The organism is Vibrio galatheae, from assembly GCF_000967545.1.
Taxonomy (GTDB): Bacteria; Pseudomonadota; Gammaproteobacteria; order Enterobacterales; family Vibrionaceae; genus Vibrio; species Vibrio galatheae.
On sequence record NZ_JXXV01000011.1, the window covers coordinates 167,038 to 191,801 of the forward strand.

The window sequence follows — 24,764 nt, forward strand, 5'->3', positions numbered from 1 at the left end:
CTCACGATAAACGATTTGAGAGTGGGCGAAAAACGCTGCTGGGTGCAGAGTTAACCGCCAAATTGGGCAGAGTATATCCACATCGTTGTCTATACTCGCAAGTAAGGTCGCTTTATATATTCGCGAGTTTAATCGATCTGAAGTCATCGACTTGATGGCGAGATGTTAAGAAATAGTGGCTGCTTGATACGACCACCAGTACTGTTTTTCATATAAGGAGAGCGTATGACAGAGAAACCGATAGTCCTTGTGGTCGACGACTCCCCAGAAAATATTTCAGTCCTGAGTGGTGTGCTGCGCGATGATTACAAAGTTAAAGTGGCACTCAATGGGGTTAAAGCGATTCAAATAGCAGAAAGTGAGCCGGATTTGATGATGATCTTGCTCGACGTGATGATGCCAGAAATGGATGGCTATGAGGTGTGTGAGCGACTCAAATCTAATCCAGTTACGGCGAATATTCCGATTATTTTTGTCACAGCGAAAGAGCGCGACATTGATGAAAAGTTTGGTTTCTCTTTAGGTGCCGTCGATTACATCACCAAGCCAGTGAGTCCTTCAATTGTGCGTACCCGGGTGCGTGCACATATTGCGGTGTTTGAGCAAAGTCGCTTGCTCGATCAAAAAGTGCGTGAGAGAACGGCAGAACTAGAACGAACTCGAATGCAGATTGTTCACTGTTTAGGTCGGGCGGCGGAGTTTAGGGACAATCAATTGGGATTACATGTCTATCGGATTAGTCACTACAGTCGTTTAATCGCACAAGTTATCAGCCCAGACGATCATGACTGGGTTGAACTCGTCTACCATGCGTCACCTTTGTATGATGTCGGCAAGCTTGGTATCCCTGATAGTGTATTGCTCAAGCCGGGTGAGCTGATCGAACAAGACTGGCAAGTAATGCGTCAGCACCCTGCGATAGGGGCTGAGATCATTGGCGAACAAGATTCAGATCTCATGTTATTGGCCAAAGAGATCGCCTTAACTCACCATGAAAGATGGGATGGTTCTGGGTATCCGAATGGTTTAAAAGGCGAAGATATTCCTCTTGCTGGAAGGGTCGTTGCCGTCGCGGATGTGTTTGATGACTTAACTTGCCAGCGTCCTTATAAACAGGCGTGGTCAGTTGAAGAGACGGTTGATTATATTTGCGACGAGTCGGGTAAGCATTTTGATCCGCAAGTGGTTGCGGCATTTCTGCTCGTTTTGGATGATATTTTGGCCATTCACGAAAAATATAAAGATCCTATCCACTAACGAAGTGAGCTGTGAGGGAAGGCGCTACAAGGGATTGTGGCAGTTGAGCTTAGTGGCAAGAGTCAGTACACTGACCTCAACAAAGGAGGGCGCGTGTTTCCTATCTTACTACTGTTATTTATCTTCGTTCCTATCATTGAAATAGGTCTATTTATCCAAGTCGGTGGATACCTTGGCTTATGGCCAACCATCGCCTTAGTTTTGCTTACTGCCTTCGTTGGTGCCTCGTTAGTGCGCAGCCAAGGTTTACAGACCCTGATGTCGGTGCAAAATCGACTTCAACAAGGCGAACTGCCTGCTCAACAGATATTTGAGGGCGTTATGCTGGCGGTGGCGGGTGTGTTACTGCTCACTCCAGGCTTTATGACCGATGCGCTCGGTATGTTGGTATTGCTTCCCTCCCCAAGAGCAGCGATTGCCAAATATTTAATGGGTAAGATGGTCGTTAAGTCGGTGGGGGGCGGTTTCCATGGTGAGCAGTTTGGCCAGAACCCGTTTGAGCAAGGGCCGTTTCACAAAGGTGATTCGAAACAAGGCTCAACGTTTGAAGGTGAGTTTGAGCGCAAAGATGACCACGACAAGAATCGCCTCAACTAGTTAAATCCCTTTATAGAGGCGCTTGATTAGCGCCTTTTTTGTACGCTTTCTCAGCGGAATACTCCCTGAGTACTTACTCTATTTATTAGCTAAAGCTTAATTAATTCAATAAGATATTCTCACATTTGCAACTGCTGTTATCACCATGCGTTGGAAATTTGATTGCGGTTCAATTATTCATCATATCTATGAGATCAAAATCTCATTGTCACTGAATGTAATTTTTAGTTTCATAAAAAACATCAACACTGAGCATGGTTTATTAATAAGTCGTCACGGAAAAAGTGACTTGGAACACGCTTCTTGGTTGTTGTGTGACATCGGAAGCGATGCATGGTGGATAACATGAAACAAAAATTAACTCCAACGCTACTCGCTGCAGTGGTAGCCGGTGCGTTGTCGTCTCCAGCGATGGCAGACATCATTATTTCTCAGTATGTTGAAGGCGGTAGCAACAACAAGGCGATTGAGATTGCCAACACAGGTGATACGTCAGTCTCGCTTGATGGCTACACTTTGGCAAAATCAACCAATGGTGGCGGTGAGTGGGGCAGCTCGCTTTCCCTCGACGGGCGGGTTTTAGCGGCACAAAGCGTTCTTGTTATCGCTCATTCAAGTGCGAGTGATGACATCAAAGCGGTTGCGGATATCATCAACGGCTCTGTAACAGGCTTTAATGGTGATGACCCAATGGCACTGTTAAAAGACGGCGTAGAGCACGATGTTCTAGGCGTAATGGGCGATGTTGATTTTGCTAAAGACGTCACACTGGTACGTAATTCGGATGCGATGACGCCATCTTCTACTTATGACGCTTCTCAATGGTCATCCCTACCGAAAGACAGTATCGAAGGCCTAGGCATTCTGGATAGTGGCTCAGCACCAGAGTCGTTTGCTTGTACCCAAGATGGTCAGACGCCGAACTTCACAGCGATCCAAGACATTCAAGGTGAAGGCGATACCTCGCCATTTATCAACGGCTACCCATATATCACAGATCAGGATTTCTATGTGCAAGGGGTAGTGAGTGCAGTCACCACAGGTTTGACCAAAGGCTTCTACCTGCAAGCATTATCGGATGATTACAACCCTGACACCTCGGAAGGTTTGTTTGTTCACACTAATCAATCCAGCTCAGAGCTACAGCCAGGTGATGTAGTGTGTGTTAAAGGTAAAGTTCAAGAGTATTACAATCATACTCAGCTGAAAACCGAGAGCAACAACTGGGTTAAGCAAGGGGAACAAGCGGCACCAAGCGCAACAGAAATCGAGATTTTGCCAAGTGATAGTGACTTTGACCGCACGCTAGAGCGCTATGAAGGCATGCTGGTAAAAACCACTCAAGCGTTGGATATGCGTGTAACACGTACCTTTGGCTATGACTACGCTGCGCGCCGTAACAATATGGTTTTAGCGCAAGGCCGTATCAATATGCAGCCAAACCAAAACTTTGCTGCAGGTTCCGTGCTGGCCGAGCAACAATCGATAGAGAACGCGCAGCGCCGTCTATTTGTTGAGTCGGATGCTAAAGCGGCGGATGGTGAAATCCCATACTACCCAGATTTTGGTCGTACAGATGTGGATCAAGATGGTTCGACGGAAGATTACATTCGCATCGATGACACCATTATTGGTCTAGAAGGCGTGCTGACATACAGTTACGGTGACTACCGTCTGATTACCACCAATACCTTGACGAGCGAAAACTTCGTCCGCAACGATCCACGCAGTCAGAAGATTGAGATGAAAGAGGGCGATCTGCGTATTGCAACTTTCAACGTACTCAACTATTTCAACTCCCCATTCGGTGGTGACACCAACCCACATGGTGACAACCGTGGTGCTAACAGTTATGAAGAGTTTGAGGTTCAACAAGCCAAGATCGTCAATGCGATTCTGCGTCTAGATGCCGACATTATTGGTCTGATGGAAATCGAAAATAATGGTTTCGGTGACAGTGGCGCGATTCGCCAACTGGTTGATCAATTGAACGCGCGCATCGATCGCAAGAAAGACCGTTACGATATTGTCGCGATTGATAGTAATGGCGATAAAGTGACCGACGAGAACGACTACATTGGTACCGACGTAATTACCACCGGGGTTATCTACCGTCCTAAAGTGGTTAAGTTGCAAGATTCACGTGTGATTCCGATGCCAAGCCAGCAAGCACCAGAAGTGGTCGATGACAAGGGCAAAGTGATTGAAGATGGTAAAAACTACCAGCGTGACTCATTGGCTCCGACCTTTAAAGTCAAAGGCACCAAAGAGAGCATCACAGTCGCCATCAACCACTTTAAATCAAAAGGCTCAAGCTGCTGGGAAGATGCTGCGCCAGTTGAGCAAGGCGGCCAAGGTGGTGACGATCTGGATAAGCAAGGTTCTTGTGAAAACTTCCGTGTTGCCGCTGCGGTAGCATTGGGCGATGCGCTTAATGAAATCGATGGTCACAAAGTGATTTTAGGTGATATGAACTCGTACGGCATGGAAGATCCTATGCTGGTTCTGACGGACTACAGCCAAGAGAAATACGGTAAGACGATTACCGCTGCTCGCAACACCTACATTGTTGGCGCAGTCCAGTTTGGTGATGAAGGCGCTGTGATCACTGATAACTACGGCTACATCAACGCGGTTGCCAAAGCGCATCCGATCAGCTGGAGCTATTCATACAATGATGAAGTGGGCGCACTGGACCACTTGCTGATCAGCCCAAGCCTAGAGAAGCACTTTGTTGATGCCACCGATTGGCATATCAATGGTGGTGAATCGACGTTGTTTGATTACAACGATGAGTACAAAGGTGACCTACCTAAGTACCAAGATCATTTCCGCGCTTCTGACCACGATCCTGCGGTACTTGAGCTCAACATGGCTGGTTCATTTAGCTTCGGCGCAATGATGTCATTGTTCGGTCTGGCGTTGTGGCGTCGTCGTCAATAATCACACCCATGTAAAACTTTAAGGTCAGCCAGTGCTGGCCTTATTTTTTACAAACGCTTGCCTTTCCCAATAGCTACGGCACAATACCGCCCCTATATAGACATTTTTCAACGCTCGTTTCTAAGTCATGCTGTTAATCATCGATAATTACGACTCTTTTACTTACAACCTCTACCAGTATTTTTGTGAGCTGGGCGCAGAGGTAAAAGTGGTGCGTAATGACGAGATTAGCCTTGCACAAATCGAAGCGTTAAGTCCGACCCACTTGGTCATCTCCCCCGGCCCTTGTACGCCGAATGAAGCTGGAATCTCCCTTGCTGCGATTGAACACTTTGCCGGGAAGCTGCCTATTCTTGGTGTCTGTTTAGGTCATCAGGCCATCGCTCAGGTGTTTGGTGGTGAGGTTGTTCGCGCACGCCAAGTGATGCATGGTAAAACCTCGCCGATTCGTCACACCAATCGCAGTGTATTTGTTGGTTTGAACAATCCGCTAACCGTGACGCGCTACCACTCTTTGGTAGTAAAAAGCGACTCCTTTCCTGATTGCTTTGAGTTGACGGCCTGGACTGAGCGAGAAGATGGTTCAATGGATGAAATCATGGGCTATCAACACAAATCGCTGCCAATCGATGCGGTGCAGTTTCACCCCGAATCAATCAAAACAGAACAAGGCCATCAGCTACTGGCGAACTTTTTACGTCGTTTACATCATGACCTTGTCATTGGCTAGTGATCAACCGAACTTGGTTTGGTGCGTTCGACCCCAGCCGCTTTCAACAGATATTTTTCATAAATAGGCTCACTGGTGCCTTTCTTAACCTTGTAGAGAAAATATTTCTCAAACGCGATTTTAGCTAGGTGCACCCATTGTCCCATTCCCGTCCAGTTGGTATTGCGCGGTGGGTTTTGTGGCAGGGCGACAAACGCCGCTCCTTTATCCCCCATATCGGCTAAACACAGGGCATTGAGTGACGGCTTGGTGTGCATGGCTTCGCCTTGTTCGAGGCTCAGAATATTTTCCACGATAGCCGTGGTCATTGACTCAATCATAAAACCGGTTTTCGGCGCGCCTACAGGAACAGGCGTCTCTTCGAGTGGTGGTATCGCAACACAGACACCTGCGGCAAAGATCTCTGGGTAGTTAGGACTGCGTTGGTATTCGTCGGTAAGCACAAATCCTTTCGGGTTACAAAGCTGCGGCACTTCAGCAATCGCAGCAGATCCTTTGAACGCTGGTAGGAACATCGCCATGCTGAATGGCAGTGTGTGTTCGAAATCGACCTCTTTTTTACGGTTGAGCTCTTGGATATACGCGTGGTCATTGTCAAACTTCTCAACTTGAGCATTACAGATCCACTTGATGCCGCGTTCGCGGAATTCATGCTCCATCAGCGCTTTTGAATCGCCTACACCGCCTAATCCCATGTGACCAATATAAGGTTCACTGGTGACGAAGGTGATCGGTACTTGGTCACGAATTTTGCGTTTTCTCAGTTGGCTTTCTAACGTTAAAACATACTCATAGGCGGGGCCAAAACAGCTTGCGCCTTGCATCGCCCCAACCAGTACTGGACCCGGTTGCTTAAGTAAATTCTGGTAGGCTTGAAACGCTTTTTCAGCATGAGAGACAGTACAAATTGATTGAGTAAATCCAGAGTCTGGCCCCGCGCCTTCAACGGCTTCAAAAGCCAGTTTTGGCCCGCTGCAGATGACGAGGTAGGTATACTCGTATTGCTGACCGTCGCTGGTGGTGACTTGTTTGTTGGTTGCATCGATATGGGTCACGCCGGTTGGGTTAAAGCTGACTTTAAACTTGTCTAAGTATGGGGTTAAATCAAGTACCACTTGCTCGCGAACTCGTTCACCCAGCGCAACCCAAGGGTTCGAGGGAATAAAGTGGAACTCGTGACTTTCATTGATTAATAAAACTTCATGCTGTGCTGGTAGTTTTTGCCGTAGCTCGTAAGCCACAGAGATTCCGCCCAGACCAGCGCCGATCACTATCGTCCTTTTCATGGTGTCTTCCTTTAATTAGCATTTGCTAATTTAATGCTAGTTAATTCCACGAAAAGTGCCACTTATTCAACCGACAAAGTTGCTACGCACACGTAAAGCGTAATTATCCGCCGCAATAAAGTCTGACGAAGATCACTTTTTTTAACATTTCTTTCATAATTCACGCGCTAGATATTATGTGAAAAAGTATGCGCAGAGTTTGGCTGGTCAACGCTTGAAGCCTTATTGATACTATGATTAACCACGGCTTATGTCAGCTATAAGAATATATTGCTTCATAAAAAGAGTGGCGTGATGCATAAATACTCATAGCTAGTAACGATTAGACTCCATAGTGATAAGTAAAAAGAATTAATCACTATTGAAATGGTTAATTAAATGTAAATACAATGCCGTGGTTGCTGAATGGCAAAACAATATCTTATTTCATCGAATCGAAGTAAGGACACCATATTCGCTAGGCATGCGGTATCGAGAGGGAATGTGCAATGACTGTAGAAAATAACGTAGAACGCGGTTGGTTTGATGAGGTAATGGTACCTTGTTACAACCCAATGGAAATGATCCCAGTGAAAGGCGAGGGCGCTCGTGTATGGGATCAGCAAGGTAACGAATACATCGACTTTGCGGGTGGTATTGCCGTGAGCTGTCTAGGTCATTGTCATCCTGCAATGGTGAAAGCGCTGACTGAGCAAGGTCAGAAGCTGTGGCACCTAAGTAACGTGATGACTAACGAACCAGCACTTCGTCTAGCGAAAAAGCTTACTGAAGTGAGCTTTGCTGAGAAAGTTTTCTTTGCTAACTCTGGCGCAGAAGCGAACGAAGCGGCACTTAAGCTTGCTCGTCGTTACGCAGCAGATAAGTTTGGCCCAGAGAAATCTGAAATCATCGCCTTCAAACAAGGTTTCCACGGTCGTACTTTCTTTACTGTGACTGTCGGTGGTCAAGCCGCTTATTCTGATGGTTTTGGCCCTAAACCAGGTGATGTGACTCATCTACCATACAATGATGTTGAAGCGCTACGTGAGCATATCTCGGATCGTACATGTGCCATCATGATGGAACCTCTGCAAGGTGAAGGCGGTATCATTTCTCCAACTGACGAGTTCGTGCAAACCGTGCGTGAGCTATGTGACAAACACAATGCACTGATGATTTTTGATGAAGTACAAACAGGCAACGGTCGTACGGGTAACTTCTATGCTTATCAAGGTCTAGGCGTGACGCCAGATATCTTAAGCACAGCAAAATCGCTCGGCGGTGGTTTCCCTATTGGCGCGATGCTAACGACGACTGAATTAGCTCAACACCTAAAAGTTGGCACACACGGCACGACTTACGGTGGTAACCCACTTGCGTGTGCGGTAGCTGAAGCTGTGGTTGATATCGTGAGTGCACCAGAAACACTCGCTGGTGTTGCTGAGCGCGAAGCACTGTTCCGTGACGGTTTAGCTAAACTGAATGATAAGTACAACATGTTTACAGAAGTTCGTGGTAAAGGTCTGTTACTTGGTGCTGCACTGAACGATGAATGGCAAGGCCGTGCGCGTGATGTACTTGTTGCTGCAGGTAAAGAAGGTCTAATGCTGCTTGTGGCAGGTGCAAACGTGGTTCGTTTCACGCCATCGCTCGTGATTAGCAAAGAAGAAATTACACAAGGACTGGCTCGACTAGACAAAGCTCTAGCGACGCTAGCTAAATAATAATTAAACCGGGAGCCTACTGTTCTGTAGGTCTCCCAATACCACTGCCCTCAGTCACATGTTCAGGTAGTTGCGCAGGAAATCGCTCAGACAAGGCGTCGCTTAGAGTGAGCTAGCTGGCCTAACTTCAAAAGCTACAACGCCTTTATTCGCGATTAAACCAGCAAACGAACAGAAGACTGGTGACAGTGGTATTCCGCATCTGGAGGGAGTATCGATGCTGGTTGTTCGCCCTATTGCAATGTCGGATTACGATGCGCTGCACACTTGTGCCGTCGAGTCGGGTCACGGATTCACATCTCTACCGGTTAACGAAGAACTGTTAACCAATCGAATTACACACTCAGAATACAGCTTCGCCAAGCCAGAAGTCACCGAACCGGGTGATGAAGGTTATCTTATGGTCGGTTTCGACAGCGAAACGGATGAAGTGGCAGGTTGTACAGGTATCGAAGCTTCCATCGGCTGGGATGTACCTTTTTACTCATATCACATTAGCACTGTGGTGCACTCTTCAAGAAAGTTGGGTGTCAACAACACAGTGAAGCTGCTGACCTTCGGCAATAACTACACAGGTTGTAGTGAAATTTGTACGCTGTTCTTGCGCCCATCTTTCCGTCAAGGTTTGAATGGTCGCTTGATGTCAAAGTGTCGCTTCTTAATGATGGCTGAGCATCCACACCGTTTCTCTAAAACGATTTTTGCTGAAATGCGTGGCGTGTCAGACGATGATGGCAACTCGCCTTTCTGGCAGTGGCTCCAAGAGCACTTTTTCTCAATCGACTTCACTATGGCCGATTATCTAACAGGTATTGGCGCAAAAGGCTTTATTGCTGATCTGATGCCAAAACTGCCTATTTACATCAACTTGCTGAGTAAAGAAGCGCAAGAAGTGATTGGCAAAGTACATGAAAATACTAAGCCAGCGCTACGTTTATTAGAGAAAGAAGGTTTCACTTGCCGCAATTATGTCGACATTTTTGATGGCGGCCCAACCGTTGAATGTGACCTGAGCAATATTGAGTCAGTGCGCCATTCTTTCCGTGGCAAGGTGACGGTTGCTGAGCATTCAAGCTCTCAAGATTACTTAATTTCGAACACTTCGTTTGAAAACTTCCGTGCAACCGCGGCAAAAGCTGCGTATGACAAAGAGTCTGACTCTGTGATTATTTCACCAGCTGTGGCGAAAGCGCTACAGGTTAATGACGGTGATTTTGTTCGTCTGTTGACGCAGTAAAAAAGGATATTAACTATGACACATTGGATTGCAGGAGAGTGGGTCGCTGGACAAGGCGAACCAATGAACTCAATCAGCCCATATAACAACGAAGTGATCTGGCAGGGCGAAAGCGCAACGCCAGAGCAAGTTGAGCAAGCGGTATCCGCTGCACGCAGTGCATTCGTTAGCTGGAAGAAAATGAGCTTTGCGCAGCGCGAAGCTGTGGTTGTGGCATTTGCTGAAAAAGTAAAACAGAACAGCGAACAGATCGCAGAGATTATCGCCAAAGAGACGGGTAAGCCAATTTGGGAAACTCGCACTGAAGCAGCGGCGATGGCAGGCAAGATTGCTATCTCCATTCGTGCTTACCACGATCGCACCGGTGAAGCGCAGCGTGAAGCCGCAGGCAACCAAATTGTACTGCGCCACCGCCCATTGGGTGTGATGGCAGTTTTCGGCCCGTATAACTTCCCAGGCCACTTACCAAATGGTCACATTGTTCCCGCTCTGCTAGCGGGTAATACTGTGGTATTCAAGCCTTCTGAACAAACGCCACTAACGGGTGAGTTTGCGATGAAACTATGGGAGCAAGCTGGCTTACCTAAAGGCGTGATCAACTTGGTACAAGGCGCTAAAGAAACCGGTATTGCCCTTGCTGACTCCAAAGGTCTTGATGGTGTGCTGTTTACGGGTAGTGCCAATACTGGTCATATCTTGCATAAGCAGTTTGCGGGTCAGCCGGGTAAGATGCTAGCGCTTGAAATGGGCGGCAACAACCCTATGGTGATTTCGGACAATTATGGTGACGTTGACGCAACGGTTTACACCATCATTCAATCCGCGTTTATCAGTGCTGGACAACGTTGTACCTGTGCGCGTCGTCTGTATGTTCCAGTTGGCGAAAAAGGTGATCAACTAGTGAGTAAGCTGGTTGAAGCGACTAACAAGATTCGAGTTGATCAGCCATTTGCTGAGCCTGCACCATTTATGGGGCCGCAGATCTCGAAAGCAGCGGCTGATTTTATTCTTGCTGCACAAGCGAATTTACACAACCTTGGTGGTGTCAGCCTAGTTGAAGCAAAAGCAGGTGAAGCGGCGTTTGTTACTCCGGGCATTATTGATGTTACTGCAATTGCCGAGCTACCAGACGAAGAGTACTTCGGCCCGCTATTGCAACTGGTTCGTTACCAAGGCCTAGAGCAGGCGGTAGAACTAGCCAATGATACGCGCTTTGGTTTGTCTGCCGGACTGGTTTCAACCGATGATGGCGAGTGGGAGTATTTTGTCGACCACATTCGCGCAGGTATTGTTAACCGCAACCGTCAATTAACCGGTGCCAGCGGTGACGCGCCATTCGGTGGCCCAGGTGCATCGGGTAACTTACGTCCAAGTGCGTATTACGCCGCAGACTACTGTGCTTACCCTATGGCTTCAATGGAAGGCGGAGAAACAGAGCTGCCGGCAACATTGAGCCCAGGTGTAGAACTATAAAAACCATTTCTGGCTTCGTCCTGCGATGAGGCCAGATAACGGTGACAAGCTGAAGGCTATCTGATCAGGGTTTCTGGACACTAGGATTGGGTAGCCTTTTTATAATAATAATCGCCCTAACCACAACGTAAACAACCCCCTATACAAGGAGGCGTTATGACGCCAGATGTTTTATTCCAACACCTATGGAATGACTATATTCAACGCTTATGTCCCTCTGCTGAAAAAGTTCATCAGTTGCTGAAAGAAGATGAAGCGCTGATCAACGATCACATTGCACTGCGCACGTTTAACGTCGAACCTCTTGGTATCGCGACGTTAGCGCAACCATTTTTGGATGTCGGTTATCAGCCTTGCGGTGACTATGTGTTTGAAAGTAAAAAGCTGGTTGCGAAACACTATGAACATCCAGATCCAAAACAACCAAAAGTGTTTATTAGCGAGTTAAAGGTTGAAGAGTGTTCTGCTGAGCTGCAAGCGATCGTCGCTAAGCTTGTTGAGCAATTAGACACCAGCAAGCTAAAAGGTCATGAATTCTTGTATGGCGGTCGTTTATGGGATCTGAGCTTTGACGATTTCCAAGCTTTGGCCCAAGAGAGTGAATACGCTTCTTGGCTTGCTGCTCACGGTTATGGGGCAAACCACTTTACAGTGAGTGTTAACCAATTGAAGGCATTTGACGAAGTGGTGGAAGTGAACAATCACTTGCGTCAGGCGGGTTTTACCATTAACGAGTTTGGCGGTGAAGTGAAAGGTACACCTGAGGTGTTACTGGAGCAATCTTCGACCATGGCTGATAAAGTTACTGTTCAGTTTAGCCAAGGCAGCGAAATCATCCCAGGCGGCTTCTATGAGTTTGCTAAGCGCTACCCTATGAGTAACGGCGAGCTTTACCCAGGGTTCGTCGCAGCATCTGCTGATAAGATTTTTGAAAGCACTAATGGCTAGTAAGTCTGCGGTTAGTGAGTGGTTACAGAATCTATTTCTCAGCTTAATTTAGTATAGATTCTAGATAGCTCGTTCCTCACTTCTGAAATGACAGAATGTAAAATAACAAAAAAGCCACCAATGTTCCCACTGGTGGCTTTTGAATTTTTATCTGTTAATCGAAAATTAACGCGTACCGTAAACTACGATAGTTTTGCCGTGCGCAGAAATTAGGTTCTGCTCTTCTAGCATCTTCAGGATACGACCAACAGTCTCTCGAGAACAGCCAACGATCTGACCAATCTCTTGACGAGTGATCTTAATCTGCATGCCGTCTGGGTGAGTCATTGCATCTGGTTGCTTCGCTAGGTTAAGTAGCGTTTGAGCAATACGACCTGTTACGTCTAAGAAGGCTAAGTCACCTACTTTTTGGCTAGTCACTTGTAGGCGGCTGGCCATTTGCGCAGAAAGGCGCATTAGGATGTCTGGGTTTACTTGGATTAGCTGACGGAATTTCTTAAACGAAATTTCTGCTACTTCACAAGGAGATTTAGCACGAACCCATGCGGTACGCTCTTGGTCTTCTTCGAATAGACCAAGTTCACCGATAAAGTCACCTTGGTTTAGGTAAGAAAGGATCATCTCCTTACCTTCTTCGTCTTTAATAAGAACCGCTACTGAACCTTTAACGATGTAGTACAAGGTTTCAGCTTTTTCGCCCGCGTGAATTAGCGTGCTTTTTGAAGGGTACTTATGAATATGACAATGTGAAAGAAACCACTCTAATGTAGGGTCGGTTTGAGGTTTACCTAGAACCATAATATCTCACTTCCTCTGCAGGGTACGCTTGCTGCTTTCCATATTTTAGCTAAGCCTGAATCAAGGCTTACTAGGATAAGAGCACTTTACTAATGCTGCAAGCAACTTATGTTTCGGTTTGAAATAGTATCCTTTTTCGAAAACGATTTCTTGATTTTAATCGGGTCGAATAGGGGTTTTACTACGCAAAACTGTGCACATGATCACGGTATGAAAAGTAATCGTGTTCTACCTGTGAGTCTTAGCCAATTTTTCCCATTTCAATCAACTGTTGAAGAATGGGGCGCATAATGAGTTCCATCGCAAAACTCATCTTTCCACCAGGGACTACAATCGTGTTATGGCGCGACATAAACGAGCCGTCAATCATTGCCAATAGGTAGGGATAATCGACGTTTTTAATCCCACGTAATCGGATCACGACAAAGCTTTCATCCAAGCTCGGGATGCCTTTGGCGTTAAGCGGGTTGGAGGTGTCTACGGTAGGAACACGCTGAAAGTTAATATGAGTGCGAGAAAATTGTGGTGTAATGTAGTTAAGGTAGTCATCCATCGAGCGTACGATAGAATCCATCACAGCCTCTCGCGAGTGACCGCGGTCGCGAGTATCGCGGACAAACTTTTGGATCCACTCTAAGTTAACAATCGGCACCATGCCGATGAGAAAATCGACATGTTGTGCGACGTTCACTTCACCATCGACAACGCCACCATGCAAACCTTCATAAAACAAGACATCGGAGTTTTCTGGTAGATCTTGCCACGGCGTAAAGGTCCCCGGCATTTGGTTATAGGGTACTGCTTCATCAAAGGTGTGTAGATAACGTCGAATCTGACCTGTACCATCTTGGCCGTACTTGCGGAAGAACTCTCCCAGACCATTAAAGTCGTTGGCTTGTGGGCCAAAATAACTGATGTGACGACCTTGCTCGCGTGCTTTGCGAATTTCGACATCCATTTCTGGACGAGTAAAACGGTGGAAGCTATCGCCTTCAACCCACGCGGGTTTGACATTCATCATGTTGAACATCTTGCGAAACGCTTCTGACGTTGTGGTGGTGCCTGCTCCTGATGAGCCGGTCACGGCAATAATTGGGTGTTTTGCTGACATGACAAACCTTGTCTGTGAATAACAATCCATTAATCGAACACCACTATAACATGCTTTAGTGGTGAGTCACTGTATGCTATTCGATATCTTTTAGAGCTGGCGTTTTAGTTGAATATCAACGGTTTCGTGTAATTCAGAGAACACGACAACAGCCTCACCGGACTCTAACTGAGTTCTTATTTGATCTATTTTGTCTTGCAAAGAGATTTCGACATCACCGTAGTCGGTCCCTTCACGCAGAACAAATTCACGAATTAGGTTTTCAAGCGTATCTGGCTCAATTTGTTGCCATGGAACGATCATAAATACCTCATTATTTTATGATTGAATCGCAGGGTGTTAGCGCGAAACGGCCAAGCTTTCGTAATAAGCTGGCAGGGCTTCTTCGAGCCAAAACCTCGGTTTGAGTGCACTGCCCGCGACAAAACCGACATGACCACCTTGGTCAAACAGGCGATAGTCAATATTGTCTGGCAGCACATACTTGGGTATCACATCATCGGTCATAAACGGGTCGTCTTTGGCGTGAATGATCTGAGTGGGCAGTGTGATCTCTTTTAGGCGATGGATACCGGAACAGCGCTGGTAATAATCTTGTGCATCTTTAAAACCATGCAAGGGCGCAGTGATGAGATCATCAAACTCATACAGCTTAGTTACGCGCTTAATGTGTTGGTAGCTAAGCCCTAACTCACCTTTGAGCAGGTGATGTTTCTGCAAGGCACTTTTCTTGAGAGAAGAGAGCAAGTAGGTTTTATACAGCTTGGAAAAACCTTGTTCGATGCGCTCTGAACAGGCCGAAAGGTCGAGTGGTGCCGAAACGATAGTGGCCGCATCAAGTAAAGGCGCTTGGTTATATTGAGCTAAGTAGTTGGCTAACATATTGCCGCCTAGTGAGATACCTACCGCGACTTTGGTCTGGTTTGGCAATCGCTTATCAAGCTGCTCTAGGAAAAAGCGTGCATCTTCGACCTCGCCAGAGTGGTAAGCGCGCGCAAGTTTGTTCGGTTTACCGCTGCAGCCGCGAAAGTGCATCATCACCGACAACCAGCCCTGTTTCGCAAAGGCGTTCATCAGGCCATTAGCATAAGGGCTGTAAAAGCAGCCTTCCAAACCATGAAAGAGAATAAAAATGGGTTTGCTTTGCGCTTCTTTGCTAGTGATATCTTCACTCCAAGCGATATCGAGGAAATCACTATCAGGGGTATCTAAGGTCTGCCAAATCGGCTCAAACAAGGCTTTTTTGCGAATAAAGCGCGGCGCAAGCGTTTGTAGATGCGGGTTGGCTAATCCTTTAGCGGCAACGAAATGAGTCATAGGCGTTCCAGGGCTTATTGATTGGCGATATTGTCGATAGGGTCAGAGAACGCCGTGTAGAGCTGTTCACCTCCTAACTGACGGCAGTATCTTAATGTCAGGGGTTCTGCATGATTGACGGTTAGTTCAATACTGTTAATGCAATCGACCAGATCGGACTGCTGCTGCTTTTCGAGCTGCAACTCAAATTGGAGTGATTCACGATAGACAGTGTCTGGGAGATGAAACTTGAGCTTGCGGCGTAATTCTCGGTAATCATGCAGCAGGGTTTCTGAACGACCAAGACACTCTTCGACCTTACGCCAGTCCTGCTCTTTAAAGCAGACCTGCTGCTCGTCAAGCCACTTGAGCAGCAGAAGAAGATTAACGTTGCCTTTGAAATGGTTTTGTAAGTGGAGGCACGCCTCTTTTACTTCTCGCACACTGTAGTATTGCAGGCTAAATTGCCACAAGCGCTCCAGCGTTAAAGAAATCGTGACGTGCTTTGAACTCATTGACTGTTGAACTCCTGCTCCATGTTCTCTAGCTCTTCCTGAAGAGCCATCCATTCCATTTCGATATCTTCTAGCGCACTCTTGCTGTCTGCCTGAACGGCTAATACTTGGTTAAGTTTAGCTTTATTTTCGGCATCATAAAGTGAGTTATCTGATAATTGGGTTTCTGCTTCCGCAAGTTTAGCGCCCAACTTATCCATTTTCTCTTCGAGTTTTGTCAGGTTTTTGCGAATTGGTGCCGTTTGTTTACGAAATTCTGCCTCACGACGTTTTTGGTCTTTTTTAGCCGCTGCGCTATTGAGCGAACTCTTTTCTGGTTGCTGAGCTTGAGCTTCACGACGCTCGGCTTTTTGCTGATCGGTCAGCCATTTGTAGTAATCGTTAAGATCACCATCAAACGGTGCCACCTGACGGTCATGGACTAAATAGAGGTCATCAGTGGTCGCACGCAGCAAGTAGCGGTCGTGGGAAACAATCACCATAGCACCTTCAAAAGTCTGCAGCGCCATCGTTAATGCTTGACGCATATCGAGGTCAAGGTGGTTGGTCGGCTCATCGAGTAACAATAGGTTGGGCTTTTGCCACACAATGAGTGCCAAAACTAGACGGGCCTTTTCGCCACCTGAGAACGGAGCGACTTTTTCGAGCGCTTTGTCACCTTGGAAGCCGAAGCTGCCAAGATAATTACGCAGCTCCAGTTCGTTTTTATCCGGTGCGATTTGCATCATGTGCTGTAGCGGCGTTTCTTCTGGGTGCAAAGTCTCTAACTGATGCTGAGCAAAGTAACCAATTTTGACCCCTTGTGAATAGGTTAGATCGCCCCCTTGAGGTTTTAGCTCACGCGAAAGCAGCTTGATCAAGGTTGATTTACCTGCGCCGTTACGACCGAGCAAACCAATGCGACTGCCTGGAACCAAATTGAGGCGAATTTTCTCAAGAATCAAATTGTCGTCGTAGCCTGCAGAAACCTCATCCATCATGATGATTGGGTTAGGCAAGGCGTTAGGCTCACGGAACTCGAAGCTGAAGGGGTTATCAAGCTGAGCAGGAAGTACTCTTTCCATTCGCTCTAAGGCTTTAATGCGACTTTGCGCCTGACGCGCTTTTGAGGCCTTGTAGCGGAAGCGATCGATGTAGCTTTGCATGTGCGACATCTGCTTCTGTTGCTTCTCATACTGCGCTTGTTGCAATATCAGTTTTTGTGCGCGCTGGTCTTCAAACGACGAGTAGTTGCCGGTGTATTCGTTGAGCTGCTGATTTTCAACGTGAATGATACGGCCAACGATCGGGTCTAAAAAGTCGCGGTCGTGCGAGATCAACACCAAAGTGCCCGGATAGTTTTGTAACCAACGTTCTAGCCACATCACCGCATCCAGGTCTAAGTGGTTGGTTGGCTCATCGAGCAGCAAAAGATCGGATCGACATAACAGTGCCTGAGCAAGATTAAGACGCATGCGCCAACCACCAGAGAATTGGGTTAGATTCCAGCTCATTTGCTCTTGACTAAAACCTAGACCATCAAGCAGTTCAGCTGCGCGAGCGCGAATGCTATAACCGCCAATGGTTTCTATTTTACCGTGGATTTCAGCAACCAGTGTGCCGTTGTCTTTTTGCTCTGCTGTCGCAAGATCAGCTTCAAGGCGGCGATATTCACGATCGCCATCAATGACGTATTCTATGGCACTGCGCTCTAATGCAGGCGTTTCCTGTGCAACCCAAGCCAACTCCCAATGTGCGGGTTTACTAAAGTTACCCGCATCGATGGAAAGCTCGTCTTTAATCAAGGCAAACAGGGTCGACTTACCACAGCCGTTTTTGCCGACTAAACCGACTTTATCGCCCGGATGAATGGTTGCAGAGGCTTGCTCAAGAAGTGGTTTTCCACCACGGAGAAGCTGAATGCCAGAGAAGGTAATCATAATCTTTTGCTTTGTCTTTACTCGTATTGCGACGAATAGTAGGGCACTTGATGGGCGATGTCGATCATTGCGTTATTGCCACTAACAACGTATAACAAACTGATAACGATATATAACCTTCATATCCAACTGTTTTTTTGGTTTAGCAATAAAATTAGATGCATGACATAAGGATTGGTGTCTAAGGAATGCAGACTTTATCATCCAACAAGCCCAAAGTGTTGGTGCTCTATTCCCACCCGGAGTCGCAGGCTTCTGTGGCAAATCAAATGATGATCAAGAAGATTGAGTCGCTTGATCACGTTACTGTGCATGATCTTTATGCGCACTACCCCGATTTTTTTATTGATGTTGCGGCTGAACAGAAATTGCTTAGCCAGCACGATGTGATTGTCTTTCATCATCCGCTGTATATGTATTCTTGTCCTGCTTTGCTTAAAGAGTGGTTAGACAGAGTACTCAGTAAAGGTTTTGCCTTCGGTAAAGGGGAGGCGATGAAAGGTAAGTATTGGCGCAGTGTGATTACCACCGGCGGTAAGCAAGAGGCGTTTGGTAAAACCGGCTACAACCGCTACCCACTTGATGAAATCCTTCAGCCATTTGAGTTAACCGCAGCCTTGTGCCAAATGCATTGGATTGAGCCTTTGGTGCTCTATTGGGCGCGTAACGTTAGTGAGATGGAGCGTTATCAACACGCCGAAGATTATCGCCAGTGGCTGACCAACCCTATCCCTCAAGATTTACAGCAAACCAGCGGAGGTGAGCATGGCGCTTGAGAGTGATTTCCTGCAAAGCAGTGTGATATTCCTTACCGCTGCTGTGGTAGCTGTCCCTTTGGCGCAGCGACTCGGCTTGGGCTCCGTTCTGGGCTACTTGTTAGCTGGGGTAGCGATTGGCCCGTGGGGATTAGGTTTAATCAGTGACGTTGAAGCTATTTTGCATTTTGCGGAATTTGGCGTGGTGTTGCTGCTGTTCTTAATTGGATTGGAACTGAATCCGAAAAAGCTGCTGCAAATGAAAGGGCCGATATTAGGTCTTGGTGGCGCGCAAGTGGTGGTTACGACCTTGGTCTTAGCCTGTGTTGCCTACACCGTTGGCTCCACGTGGCAAACCAGTTTGATCATAGGTATGGGGTTGGCGCTCTCCTCGACGGCGATAGCACTGCGGGTTATCGATGAGCAAGGACTCGCCGGCAGTGAAACCGGGCAGTCAGGCTTTGCAGTATTGCTCTTTCAAGACATCGCCGTGATCCCTATGTTAGCAATATTACCAGTACTGGCTGGTAATACCGCGGGAAACTGGTTTGATGCGTTGTGGATGCTCGCTGGAGTAGGTGGCTTGCTGGTCGGTGGCCACTTCTTGTTGCGGCCACTGTTTCGCTATGTCGTTCTTAGTGGCGTCAGAGAGCTGTTTACGGTAGCGGCCTTACTGCTCGTTATCGGTATCGCTTTGTTAATGAAGTACCTCGGACTGTCTATGGCGTTGGGCACCTTCTTAGCTGGCGTACTGTTGGCTGAAAGTGAATATCGCCATGAATTAGAAATCGCCATAGAGCCATTTAAAGGTCTGCTGCTTGGCTTGTTCTTTATTGCGGTGGGGATGGCGGTTAACCTAGGCTTAATTGCACTCGAACCTATTTTAGTGCTGTCGACCGTTATTGGCCTTGTGGTGGTTAAAGGGATTATCTTGTATTTGCTTGCACGTGTTGCAGGCAGCAGTGCTAAAGCGCGCAGTAAAATGGCGGCGATATTGAGCCAAGGCGGGGAGTTTGCCTTCGTTATCTTTACCGCGGCGAGCAGTGAAGGTCTGATTAATCAAGAACAAACCGCGTTTTTACTGGTGGTGGTCAGTTTATCTATGGTGACGACACCTTTGCTCTTGATGGCACAAAATAAATGGTACGCTCACGGTTTAAATGCCGAGACGAGTGAAGCGTTAAAAAGTGATGTGGTCAACAAGCAGCCACGCGTGATCATCGCGGGATTTGGTCGTTTTGGTCAAATTATCGGGCGCTTGATGTACGCCAACAAAATCAAGGTCACCGTACTGGAAAGCGATGCGAGCCAAATTCACCTGCTGCGCAAGTATGGCTATAAAGTGTTTTATGGTGATGCCACTCAGCTAGATTTATTGCGTGCCGCCGGCGCAGATAAAGCCGAAGCCATGATTATCTGTACCGATTCACCTGATGAGATCGTGAAAATCATCGAGCTGTGCCAAACTCACTTCCCCGATCTAAAACTGCTTGCTCGGGCGAGAAGTCGCGTCGAGGCCTATCAACTATTGAGCCATGGTGTCGACAGCTACTCGCGAGAAACTTTCCTTGGCGCCTTGGATCTTGGTCGTCAAACCTTAATTAAACTCGGCATGCACCCATATCAAGCCAAGCGAGCTGAGGCACATTTTAGAAAGCTTGATAATGCTATGCTCAAAGAGCTGCTTCCTCAGCACAATAATGACAAACAACTGGCCCAAAGAGCGAAAGAGGCCCGTAAAGAACTGGAAGAGATATTTGGTCGAGAGCTAGAAAGTGATCAACAAGCCAAAAACTTCTGGGAATAATTGAGTGAAATAAAGAAATGAAAAAAAGATTTATTGCTGGTGCTAGCTGTCCTAAGTGTTCTGCCCAAGACACGTTACGCTGGTGGATAGAGAATAATATTGAGTTAGTAGAGTGTGTTGAATGTGGTCATCAAGATCAACGTCAGCCTCAGTCTGTAGAAAAAACCGAACATAGCGGTCAAGAAATGATCGGCATTTTTAAGCCCGATTGATTGTGTTTCTATAAATGATCCCCATAATACCCCCAATAGTAAGTTTGCAGACCTTAACTCAGGTCTTTTGTTCTCCTTGGAGTAAATATGAAAATTGAAAAGAACGTAGTTGTAAGCCTTGCTTACCAAGTGAAGTTGGAAGACGGTGTTGTTGTTGATCAGTCTACAACTGATGCGCCACTAGATTACCTACACGGCAACAATAACCTAATCACTGGTCTGGAAACGGCACTAGAAGGTAAGGAAGCGGGCGCTAAGTTCTCAGTGACGGTTTCTCCAGAAGAAGCATACGGTGAACACAACGATGCACTTGTACAACGTGTTCCTGCCAATGTATTCCAAGGTGTAGAGCAAATTGAAGTGGGTATGCGCTTCCTAGCTGATACTGACCAAGGTCCTATTCCTGTTGAAGTTACAGAAGTGGATGGCGACGAAGTTGTTGTTGATGGCAACCATATGCTAGCTGGTCAAACACTGACTTTCGACGTGGAAGTAGTTGCCCTACGTGAAGCGACGGCAGAAGAAGTTGAGCACGGCCATGTTCACCAAGCGGGCGGTCACGACCACGATCACGAAGGTGGTTGTTGTGGTGGCGAAGGCCATGACCACGGTGATGAGAAAAAAGATGGCTGCTGCGGTGGCGGTAGCTGCGGATCTCACTAATTCCCCTCGCTATCTAACTAAATTAGAAAGGTGTTTCCTGCTGTACGGGAAACGCCTTTTTTGTTATTTAGTCGTTAGTTAACTTGCTGCTTGGAGAGCAATATCATGACCCAACCCTTTTCTATCGCGATACATGGTGGTGCGGGAACCATACTACGCGAGCAAATGAGCGACGCGCTCAAAGCGTCTATCTTGGCGGATTTAGAAAAATCAGTGCGTGCAGGACATCAGATTTTGGCGCAATCAGGGGATGCGCTAGATGCGGTGGTTGCAGCAGTTAAAGTATTGGAAGACTCGCCAAACTTTAATGCGGGTAAAGGCTCGGTGTTGACCAATAAAGAGATGGTCGAGATGGACGCCTCTGTTATGCATGGCAAAGAGAAAAACGCTGGCGCAGTGGCGGGTGTGCTTCATATTAAAAACCCTATCGAACTGGCGCGTGATGTGATGTACAAAAGCAATCATGTGTTGATGATTGGCGAAGGCGCGGAAGAGTTTGCTTTTGAGCAAGGTCACCAATACACCGAGCAAGATTATTTCTTTACCGAGCGTCGCTATGAGCAACTGCTGTCGATGAAAGAGAAAGGTTTGTTTGCTCTGTCTGAAGCAAAATACCCAGACGATAAGAAATACGGCACGGTTGGCGCAGTAGCGCTTGATCAACACGGCAATCTTGCGGCAGCGACCAGTACTGGTGGCGTAACTAACAAAAAGTATGGTCGTGTTGGTGATTCTTCAATTATTGGGGCGGGTACCTATGCTGACAATGGCACGGTCGCTGTTTCAACAACCGGAATGGGTGAGTACTTTATTCGCCAAACCGTTGCGGTAGATGTTGCTGCTCGCATGCGCTATTTGCACGAGGATCTATCGACTGCGTGTGACACCATCATCCAAGGTGAGCTCAAACAGATGGGCGGAGAAGGTGGGCTGATTGCGGTTGATGCAAAAGGTCAACTCCATTTTGCGATGAATAGCACGGGCATGTATCGAGCTGGAATCGATGTTAATGGTCACTTTAGCGTTAAAATTTACGCTGATGAGTAGCCTGACGAGACGAGTAATTGTCGGCTCGAGAATTAAGTTGCTGATATATTTCAGGGTTGTTTAATCACGGATTTAATTTAAACAGTATTGCACTCTGATGATTAAAAAATGACTGCAAGAAATGTGATTCAGTGCTAGAATCCATTTTTAACTAGCAACAGATACTGGAAAGATGGGAAATAACGTAGTCGTTCTGGGCACCCAATGGGGTGACGAAGGTAAAGGTAAAATCGTTGACCTTTTAACTGAAGATGCAAAGTATGTAGTTCGTTACCAAGGCGGACACAATGCAGGTCACACTCTTGTAATTGACGGTCAAAAAACCGTTCTTCACTTAATTCCATCAGGCATCCTACGCGATAACGTCAAATGTGTTATCGGTAATGGCGTTGTTCTTTCGCCTGACGCACTCCTTAAAGAAATGAAGCCTCTTGAAGAGCGCGGTATTCCGGTTCGTGAGCGTCTTTTCGTTTCTGAAGCTTGTCCTCTAATTCTTCCTTACCATATCGCTATTGATAACGCACGTGAGCTTGCGCGCGGTAAAAAAGCAATCGGTACGACTGGTCGTGGTATCGGTCCTGCGTATGAAGATAAAGTTGCTCGTCGCGGCCTACGCGTTGGCGACCTTTTCGATAAAGAGATGTTCGCAGAGAAGCTAAAAGAAGTGATGGAATTCCATAACTTCCAGCTAGAGCACTTCTACAAAGCAGACACAGTAAGCTATGACGAAGTTCTTGAGCAATGCATGAGCTATGCAGATCTACTGACTTCAATGGTGATTGACGTTACTGACGAACTAGACGCAGCACGTAAACGCGGCGATAAGATCATGTTCGAAGGTGCGCAAGGTACTCTACTTGATATCGACCACGGTACTTACCCGTACGTAACCTCTTCTAACACAACTGCTGGTGGTGTTGCTGCAGGTTCTGGTTTCGGTCCTCGTCACATCGGTTACATCCTTGGTATCACTAAAGCTTACTGTACTCGTGTTGGTTCTGGTCCATTCCCGACTGAGCTATATGACGGTCTAGACAAGCAAGACCCTGTTGGTAAACACCTAGGTGATGTTGGCCAAGAGTTTGGTGCAACAACAGGTCGTCTACGCCGTACAGGTTGGTTCGATGCGGTTGCGATGCGTCGTGCAGTTCAAATCAACTCTATCTCTGGTTTCTGTATTACTAAACTAGACGTACTAGACGGTCTTAAAGAGCTAAAAATCTGTACTGGTTACAAGATGAAAGATGGCTCTATCCTAGAAGTTTCACCAATGGCTGCTGAAGCGTTTGAAGAAGCAACACCAGTATACGAAACAATGCCTGGCTGGTCTGAAACTACATTTGGTGCTAAGTCTCTAGACGCGCTTCCACAAGCAGCTCTCGACTACATCAAACGTATCGAAGAGCTAACGGGTGTACCAGTTGATATTATCTCTACTGGTCCTGACCGTAACGAAACAATCATCAAGGTTCACCCATACGCAGGTTAATCTCTGATTGCACAGATATTTTTAAAAACCGGCGATTATCGCCGGTTTTTTTATGTCCAATTTTCCTTGCGAATCTCATCACTTACGGCAACAATTTGCCCAATAGCGGCAAATATGATTAAAGAGTCAGCTCTGATTGCCGATACTAATATCAAGCTTGCCGTGTGTGCGGCAAATCAGATGTTGACTGAAGAAACATCATTGATCGAAGTGAAGAGTGCAGAACATGAAGCTAAGAAAATTAGCGGCTTCGATGGTGTTGGCGTTAAGTGCCTCTGTGGTACAGGCAAATACATTGTCTGATATTGGAGAGCCGATACCTATTTATACTGAAGCTGAACTAATTAAACTGATTAATAACAACCAACATTTAGAGCGTGTTAAAGCCGATAACTGTCAGCTGGTTGAAGATATTGTTGCTCGTGCAACTCGCATCAGCTTGCCTGCGTATGAATTTTTGTACGGAGATATGTTGGCGTGGGGCGTGTGTGTTAACCAAGATGTCGAGCTTGGTCTTTACTATATGGAGAATGCCGCTCATCAAGGTTTACCTGCTGCGCTTGAGCAGATTGGTCGCTACTACTCGCGTGGGACATTGGTTCAGCAAGATAAAGAGCGCGCCATTCCTTACTTACGCGAAGCGGCAGCAATGGGTAACCTCAACGCTCGTATTCACCTAGCTGAGCTACTGCTACGAGATTATGGTAGCCCATTGGATTATGAAGATGCCTACCGTTGGCTCTACAACTCGGTTACGGCGGATCAGCGTGTCCACAAACGAATCAGTGTATTACGTCAAGGCCTAGAAAGGCGAATGCCACAGAATATTATCGCCAGAGCGAAAAAGCGCGAAACGTTTTGGTAATAAAGTCGACAACGCTCCTTACTGCACTCGGGGGCGGATGTATAACAAGAAATGCCCAGCAAACGCTGGGCATTTCTTGTTTAGGCGAGTCATTTTTGCCAGCAATATTGCAT

General features: G+C 46.8%; 23 protein-coding genes. 16 read left to right on the forward strand and 7 right to left on the reverse strand.

Annotated features, from left to right (window positions below; genetic code table 11):
* Positions 1-225 precede the first annotated feature (225 nt).
* The 4 genes from TW81_RS05305 to TW81_RS05320 all read left to right on the forward strand — a co-directional run bounded on the left by TW81_RS05305 (position 226) and on the right by TW81_RS05320 (position 5,527).
* Complete coding sequence (locus tag TW81_RS05305) at positions 226-1,257, forward strand: HD-GYP domain-containing protein (protein ID WP_045954679.1); 1,032 nt, start codon at positions 226-228, stop codon at positions 1,255-1,257.
* 93 nt (positions 1,258-1,350) lie between these two features.
* Positions 1,351-1,854, forward strand: coding sequence for an FxsA family protein (locus TW81_RS05310; RefSeq protein WP_045954736.1), 504 nt, complete (start codon positions 1,351-1,353; stop codon positions 1,852-1,854).
* Positions 1,855-2,199: 345 nt separating this feature from the next.
* Complete coding sequence (locus TW81_RS05315; protein ID WP_045954680.1) at positions 2,200-4,797, forward strand: ExeM/NucH family extracellular endonuclease; 2,598 nt, start codon at positions 2,200-2,202, stop codon at positions 4,795-4,797.
* A 127-nt stretch (positions 4,798-4,924) separates the two neighbouring features.
* Positions 4,925-5,527 (forward strand): aminodeoxychorismate/anthranilate synthase component II, encoded by a 603-nt coding sequence (locus TW81_RS05320; RefSeq protein WP_045954681.1) that lies wholly within the window; start codon positions 4,925-4,927, stop codon positions 5,525-5,527.
* Here TW81_RS05320 and TW81_RS05325 read toward each other — a convergent pair.
* Positions 5,524-6,813, reverse strand: a complete 1,290-nt coding sequence (locus TW81_RS05325) for an NAD(P)/FAD-dependent oxidoreductase (protein ID WP_045954682.1) — start codon at positions 6,811-6,813, stop codon at positions 5,524-5,526. The two genes, TW81_RS05320 and TW81_RS05325, sit on opposite strands and share 4 nt — an antisense overlap.
* Positions 6,814-7,301: 488 nt before the next feature.
* Between TW81_RS05325 and TW81_RS05330 the strand changes: the two genes are divergently transcribed.
* From TW81_RS05330 to TW81_RS05345, 4 genes are all read left to right on the forward strand, one after another.
* Entirely contained in the window at positions 7,302-8,516 is a 1,215-nt protein-coding gene (locus TW81_RS05330) for an aspartate aminotransferase family protein (RefSeq protein WP_045954683.1), read from the forward strand.
* 217 nt (positions 8,517-8,733) lie between these two features.
* Complete coding sequence (astA, locus tag TW81_RS05335) at positions 8,734-9,753, forward strand: arginine N-succinyltransferase (protein ID WP_045954684.1); 1,020 nt, start codon at positions 8,734-8,736, stop codon at positions 9,751-9,753.
* Positions 9,754-9,768: 15 nt separating this feature from the next.
* A complete protein-coding gene (astD, locus tag TW81_RS05340) occupies positions 9,769-11,226 on the forward strand; it encodes a succinylglutamate-semialdehyde dehydrogenase (RefSeq protein WP_045954685.1) in 1,458 nt (485 codons plus the stop codon).
* Positions 11,227-11,382: 156 nt separating this feature from the next.
* Positions 11,383-12,174 (forward strand): DUF1338 domain-containing protein, encoded by a 792-nt coding sequence (locus TW81_RS05345; protein WP_045954686.1) that lies wholly within the window; start codon positions 11,383-11,385, stop codon positions 12,172-12,174.
* 165 nt (positions 12,175-12,339) lie between these two features.
* On the opposite strand, the gene crp is transcribed toward TW81_RS05345, so the two are convergent.
* The 6 genes from crp to TW81_RS05375 all read right to left on the reverse strand — a co-directional run bounded on the left by crp (position 12,340) and on the right by TW81_RS05375 (position 17,813).
* Entirely contained in the window at positions 12,340-12,972 is a 633-nt protein-coding gene (crp, locus tag TW81_RS05350) for a cAMP-activated global transcriptional regulator CRP (protein WP_004410522.1), read from the reverse strand.
* Positions 12,973-13,213: 241 nt separating this feature from the next.
* Positions 13,214-14,083: a phosphoribulokinase gene (locus TW81_RS05355; protein WP_045954687.1), complete on the reverse strand. Its 870-nt coding sequence runs from the start codon at positions 14,081-14,083 to the stop codon at positions 13,214-13,216.
* A gap of 90 nt (positions 14,084-14,173) precedes the next feature.
* Positions 14,174-14,386 carry a YheU family protein gene (locus tag TW81_RS05360; RefSeq protein ID WP_045954688.1) on the reverse strand — a complete coding sequence of 71 codons (213 nt, stop codon included), beginning with the start codon at positions 14,384-14,386 and terminating at the stop codon, positions 14,174-14,176.
* A gap of 36 nt (positions 14,387-14,422) precedes the next feature.
* Positions 14,423-15,400 (reverse strand): hydrolase, encoded by a 978-nt coding sequence (locus tag TW81_RS05365; protein ID WP_045954689.1) that lies wholly within the window; start codon positions 15,398-15,400, stop codon positions 14,423-14,425.
* Positions 15,401-15,414: 14 nt separating this feature from the next.
* Positions 15,415-15,894 carry a TIGR02444 family protein gene (locus TW81_RS05370; RefSeq protein WP_045954690.1) on the reverse strand — a complete coding sequence of 160 codons (480 nt, stop codon included), beginning with the start codon at positions 15,892-15,894 and terminating at the stop codon, positions 15,415-15,417.
* Positions 15,891-17,813 carry an ABC transporter ATP-binding protein gene (locus tag TW81_RS05375; RefSeq protein ID WP_045954691.1) on the reverse strand — a complete coding sequence of 641 codons (1,923 nt, stop codon included), beginning with the start codon at positions 17,811-17,813 and terminating at the stop codon, positions 15,891-15,893. The genes TW81_RS05370 and TW81_RS05375 overlap by 4 nt, the downstream gene beginning before the upstream one ends.
* A 188-nt stretch (positions 17,814-18,001) precedes the next feature.
* On the opposite strand from TW81_RS05375, the gene kefG reads away from it, so the two are divergent.
* From kefG to motX, 8 genes are all read left to right on the forward strand, one after another.
* Positions 18,002-18,589 carry a glutathione-regulated potassium-efflux system ancillary protein KefG gene (gene kefG / locus TW81_RS05380; protein ID WP_045954692.1) on the forward strand — a complete coding sequence of 196 codons (588 nt, stop codon included), beginning with the start codon at positions 18,002-18,004 and terminating at the stop codon, positions 18,587-18,589.
* Positions 18,579-20,375 (forward strand): glutathione-regulated potassium-efflux system protein KefB, encoded by a 1,797-nt coding sequence (gene kefB, locus TW81_RS05385; protein WP_045954693.1) that lies wholly within the window; start codon positions 18,579-18,581, stop codon positions 20,373-20,375. Before kefG ends, kefB begins: the two co-directional genes overlap by 11 nt.
* 17 nt (positions 20,376-20,392) lie before the next feature.
* Positions 20,393-20,587, forward strand: a complete 195-nt coding sequence (locus TW81_RS05390) for a YheV family putative zinc ribbon protein (RefSeq protein ID WP_045954694.1) — start codon at positions 20,393-20,395, stop codon at positions 20,585-20,587.
* 87 nt (positions 20,588-20,674) lie between these two features.
* A complete protein-coding gene (slyD, locus tag TW81_RS05395; protein ID WP_045954695.1) occupies positions 20,675-21,250 on the forward strand; it encodes a peptidylprolyl isomerase in 576 nt (191 codons plus the stop codon).
* Between the two features lie 105 nt (positions 21,251-21,355).
* On the forward strand, positions 21,356-22,297 hold the full coding sequence (locus TW81_RS05400) for an isoaspartyl peptidase/L-asparaginase family protein (protein ID WP_045954696.1): 942 nt from the start codon (positions 21,356-21,358) through the stop codon (positions 22,295-22,297).
* A 172-nt stretch (positions 22,298-22,469) separates the two neighbouring features.
* Positions 22,470-23,786 carry an adenylosuccinate synthase gene (locus TW81_RS05405; RefSeq protein ID WP_045954697.1) on the forward strand — a complete coding sequence of 439 codons (1,317 nt, stop codon included), beginning with the start codon at positions 22,470-22,472 and terminating at the stop codon, positions 23,784-23,786.
* A 114-nt stretch (positions 23,787-23,900) separates the two neighbouring features.
* On the forward strand, positions 23,901-24,089 hold the full coding sequence (locus TW81_RS19225) for a hypothetical protein (RefSeq protein WP_156980918.1): 189 nt from the start codon (positions 23,901-23,903) through the stop codon (positions 24,087-24,089).
* Positions 24,013-24,651, forward strand: coding sequence for a flagellar protein MotX (gene motX, locus TW81_RS05410; RefSeq protein WP_045954698.1), 639 nt, complete (start codon positions 24,013-24,015; stop codon positions 24,649-24,651). The genes TW81_RS19225 and motX overlap by 77 nt, the downstream gene beginning before the upstream one ends.
* Positions 24,652-24,764 lie beyond the last annotated feature (113 nt).

Coding starts and splice junctions, on each gene's coding strand:
- TW81_RS05305 (WP_045954679.1), top strand. CDS start 226: ATGACAGAGAAACCGATAGTCCTTGTGGTCGACGACTCCCCAGAAAAT.
- TW81_RS05315 (WP_045954680.1), top strand. CDS start 2,200: ATGAAACAAAAATTAACTCCAACGCTACTCGCTGCAGTGGTAGCCGGT.
- TW81_RS05320 (WP_045954681.1), top strand. CDS start 4,925: ATGCTGTTAATCATCGATAATTACGACTCTTTTACTTACAACCTCTAC.
- TW81_RS05325 (WP_045954682.1), bottom strand. CDS start 6,813: ATGAAAAGGACGATAGTGATCGGCGCTGGTCTGGGCGGAATCTCTGTG.
- TW81_RS05330 (WP_045954683.1), top strand. CDS start 7,302: ATGACTGTAGAAAATAACGTAGAACGCGGTTGGTTTGATGAGGTAATG.
- astA (WP_045954684.1), top strand. CDS start 8,734: ATGCTGGTTGTTCGCCCTATTGCAATGTCGGATTACGATGCGCTGCAC.
- astD (WP_045954685.1), top strand. CDS start 9,769: ATGACACATTGGATTGCAGGAGAGTGGGTCGCTGGACAAGGCGAACCA.
- TW81_RS05345 (WP_045954686.1), top strand. CDS start 11,383: ATGACGCCAGATGTTTTATTCCAACACCTATGGAATGACTATATTCAA.
- crp (WP_004410522.1), bottom strand. CDS start 12,972: ATGGTTCTAGGTAAACCTCAAACCGACCCTACATTAGAGTGGTTTCTT.
- TW81_RS05355 (WP_045954687.1), bottom strand. CDS start 14,083: ATGTCAGCAAAACACCCAATTATTGCCGTGACCGGCTCATCAGGAGCA.
- TW81_RS05360 (WP_045954688.1), bottom strand. CDS start 14,386: ATGATCGTTCCATGGCAACAAATTGAGCCAGATACGCTTGAAAACCTA.
- TW81_RS05365 (WP_045954689.1), bottom strand. CDS start 15,400: ATGACTCATTTCGTTGCCGCTAAAGGATTAGCCAACCCGCATCTACAA.
- TW81_RS05370 (WP_045954690.1), bottom strand. CDS start 15,894: ATGAGTTCAAAGCACGTCACGATTTCTTTAACGCTGGAGCGCTTGTGG.
- TW81_RS05375 (WP_045954691.1), bottom strand. CDS start 17,813: ATGATTACCTTCTCTGGCATTCAGCTTCTCCGTGGTGGAAAACCACTT.
- kefG (WP_045954692.1), top strand. CDS start 18,002: ATGCAGACTTTATCATCCAACAAGCCCAAAGTGTTGGTGCTCTATTCC.
- kefB (WP_045954693.1), top strand. CDS start 18,579: ATGGCGCTTGAGAGTGATTTCCTGCAAAGCAGTGTGATATTCCTTACC.
- TW81_RS05390 (WP_045954694.1), top strand. CDS start 20,393: ATGAAAAAAAGATTTATTGCTGGTGCTAGCTGTCCTAAGTGTTCTGCC.
- slyD (WP_045954695.1), top strand. CDS start 20,675: ATGAAAATTGAAAAGAACGTAGTTGTAAGCCTTGCTTACCAAGTGAAG.
- TW81_RS05400 (WP_045954696.1), top strand. CDS start 21,356: ATGACCCAACCCTTTTCTATCGCGATACATGGTGGTGCGGGAACCATA.
- TW81_RS05405 (WP_045954697.1), top strand. CDS start 22,470: ATGGGAAATAACGTAGTCGTTCTGGGCACCCAATGGGGTGACGAAGGT.
- TW81_RS19225 (WP_156980918.1), top strand. CDS start 23,901: ATGATTAAAGAGTCAGCTCTGATTGCCGATACTAATATCAAGCTTGCC.
- motX (WP_045954698.1), top strand. CDS start 24,013: ATGAAGCTAAGAAAATTAGCGGCTTCGATGGTGTTGGCGTTAAGTGCC.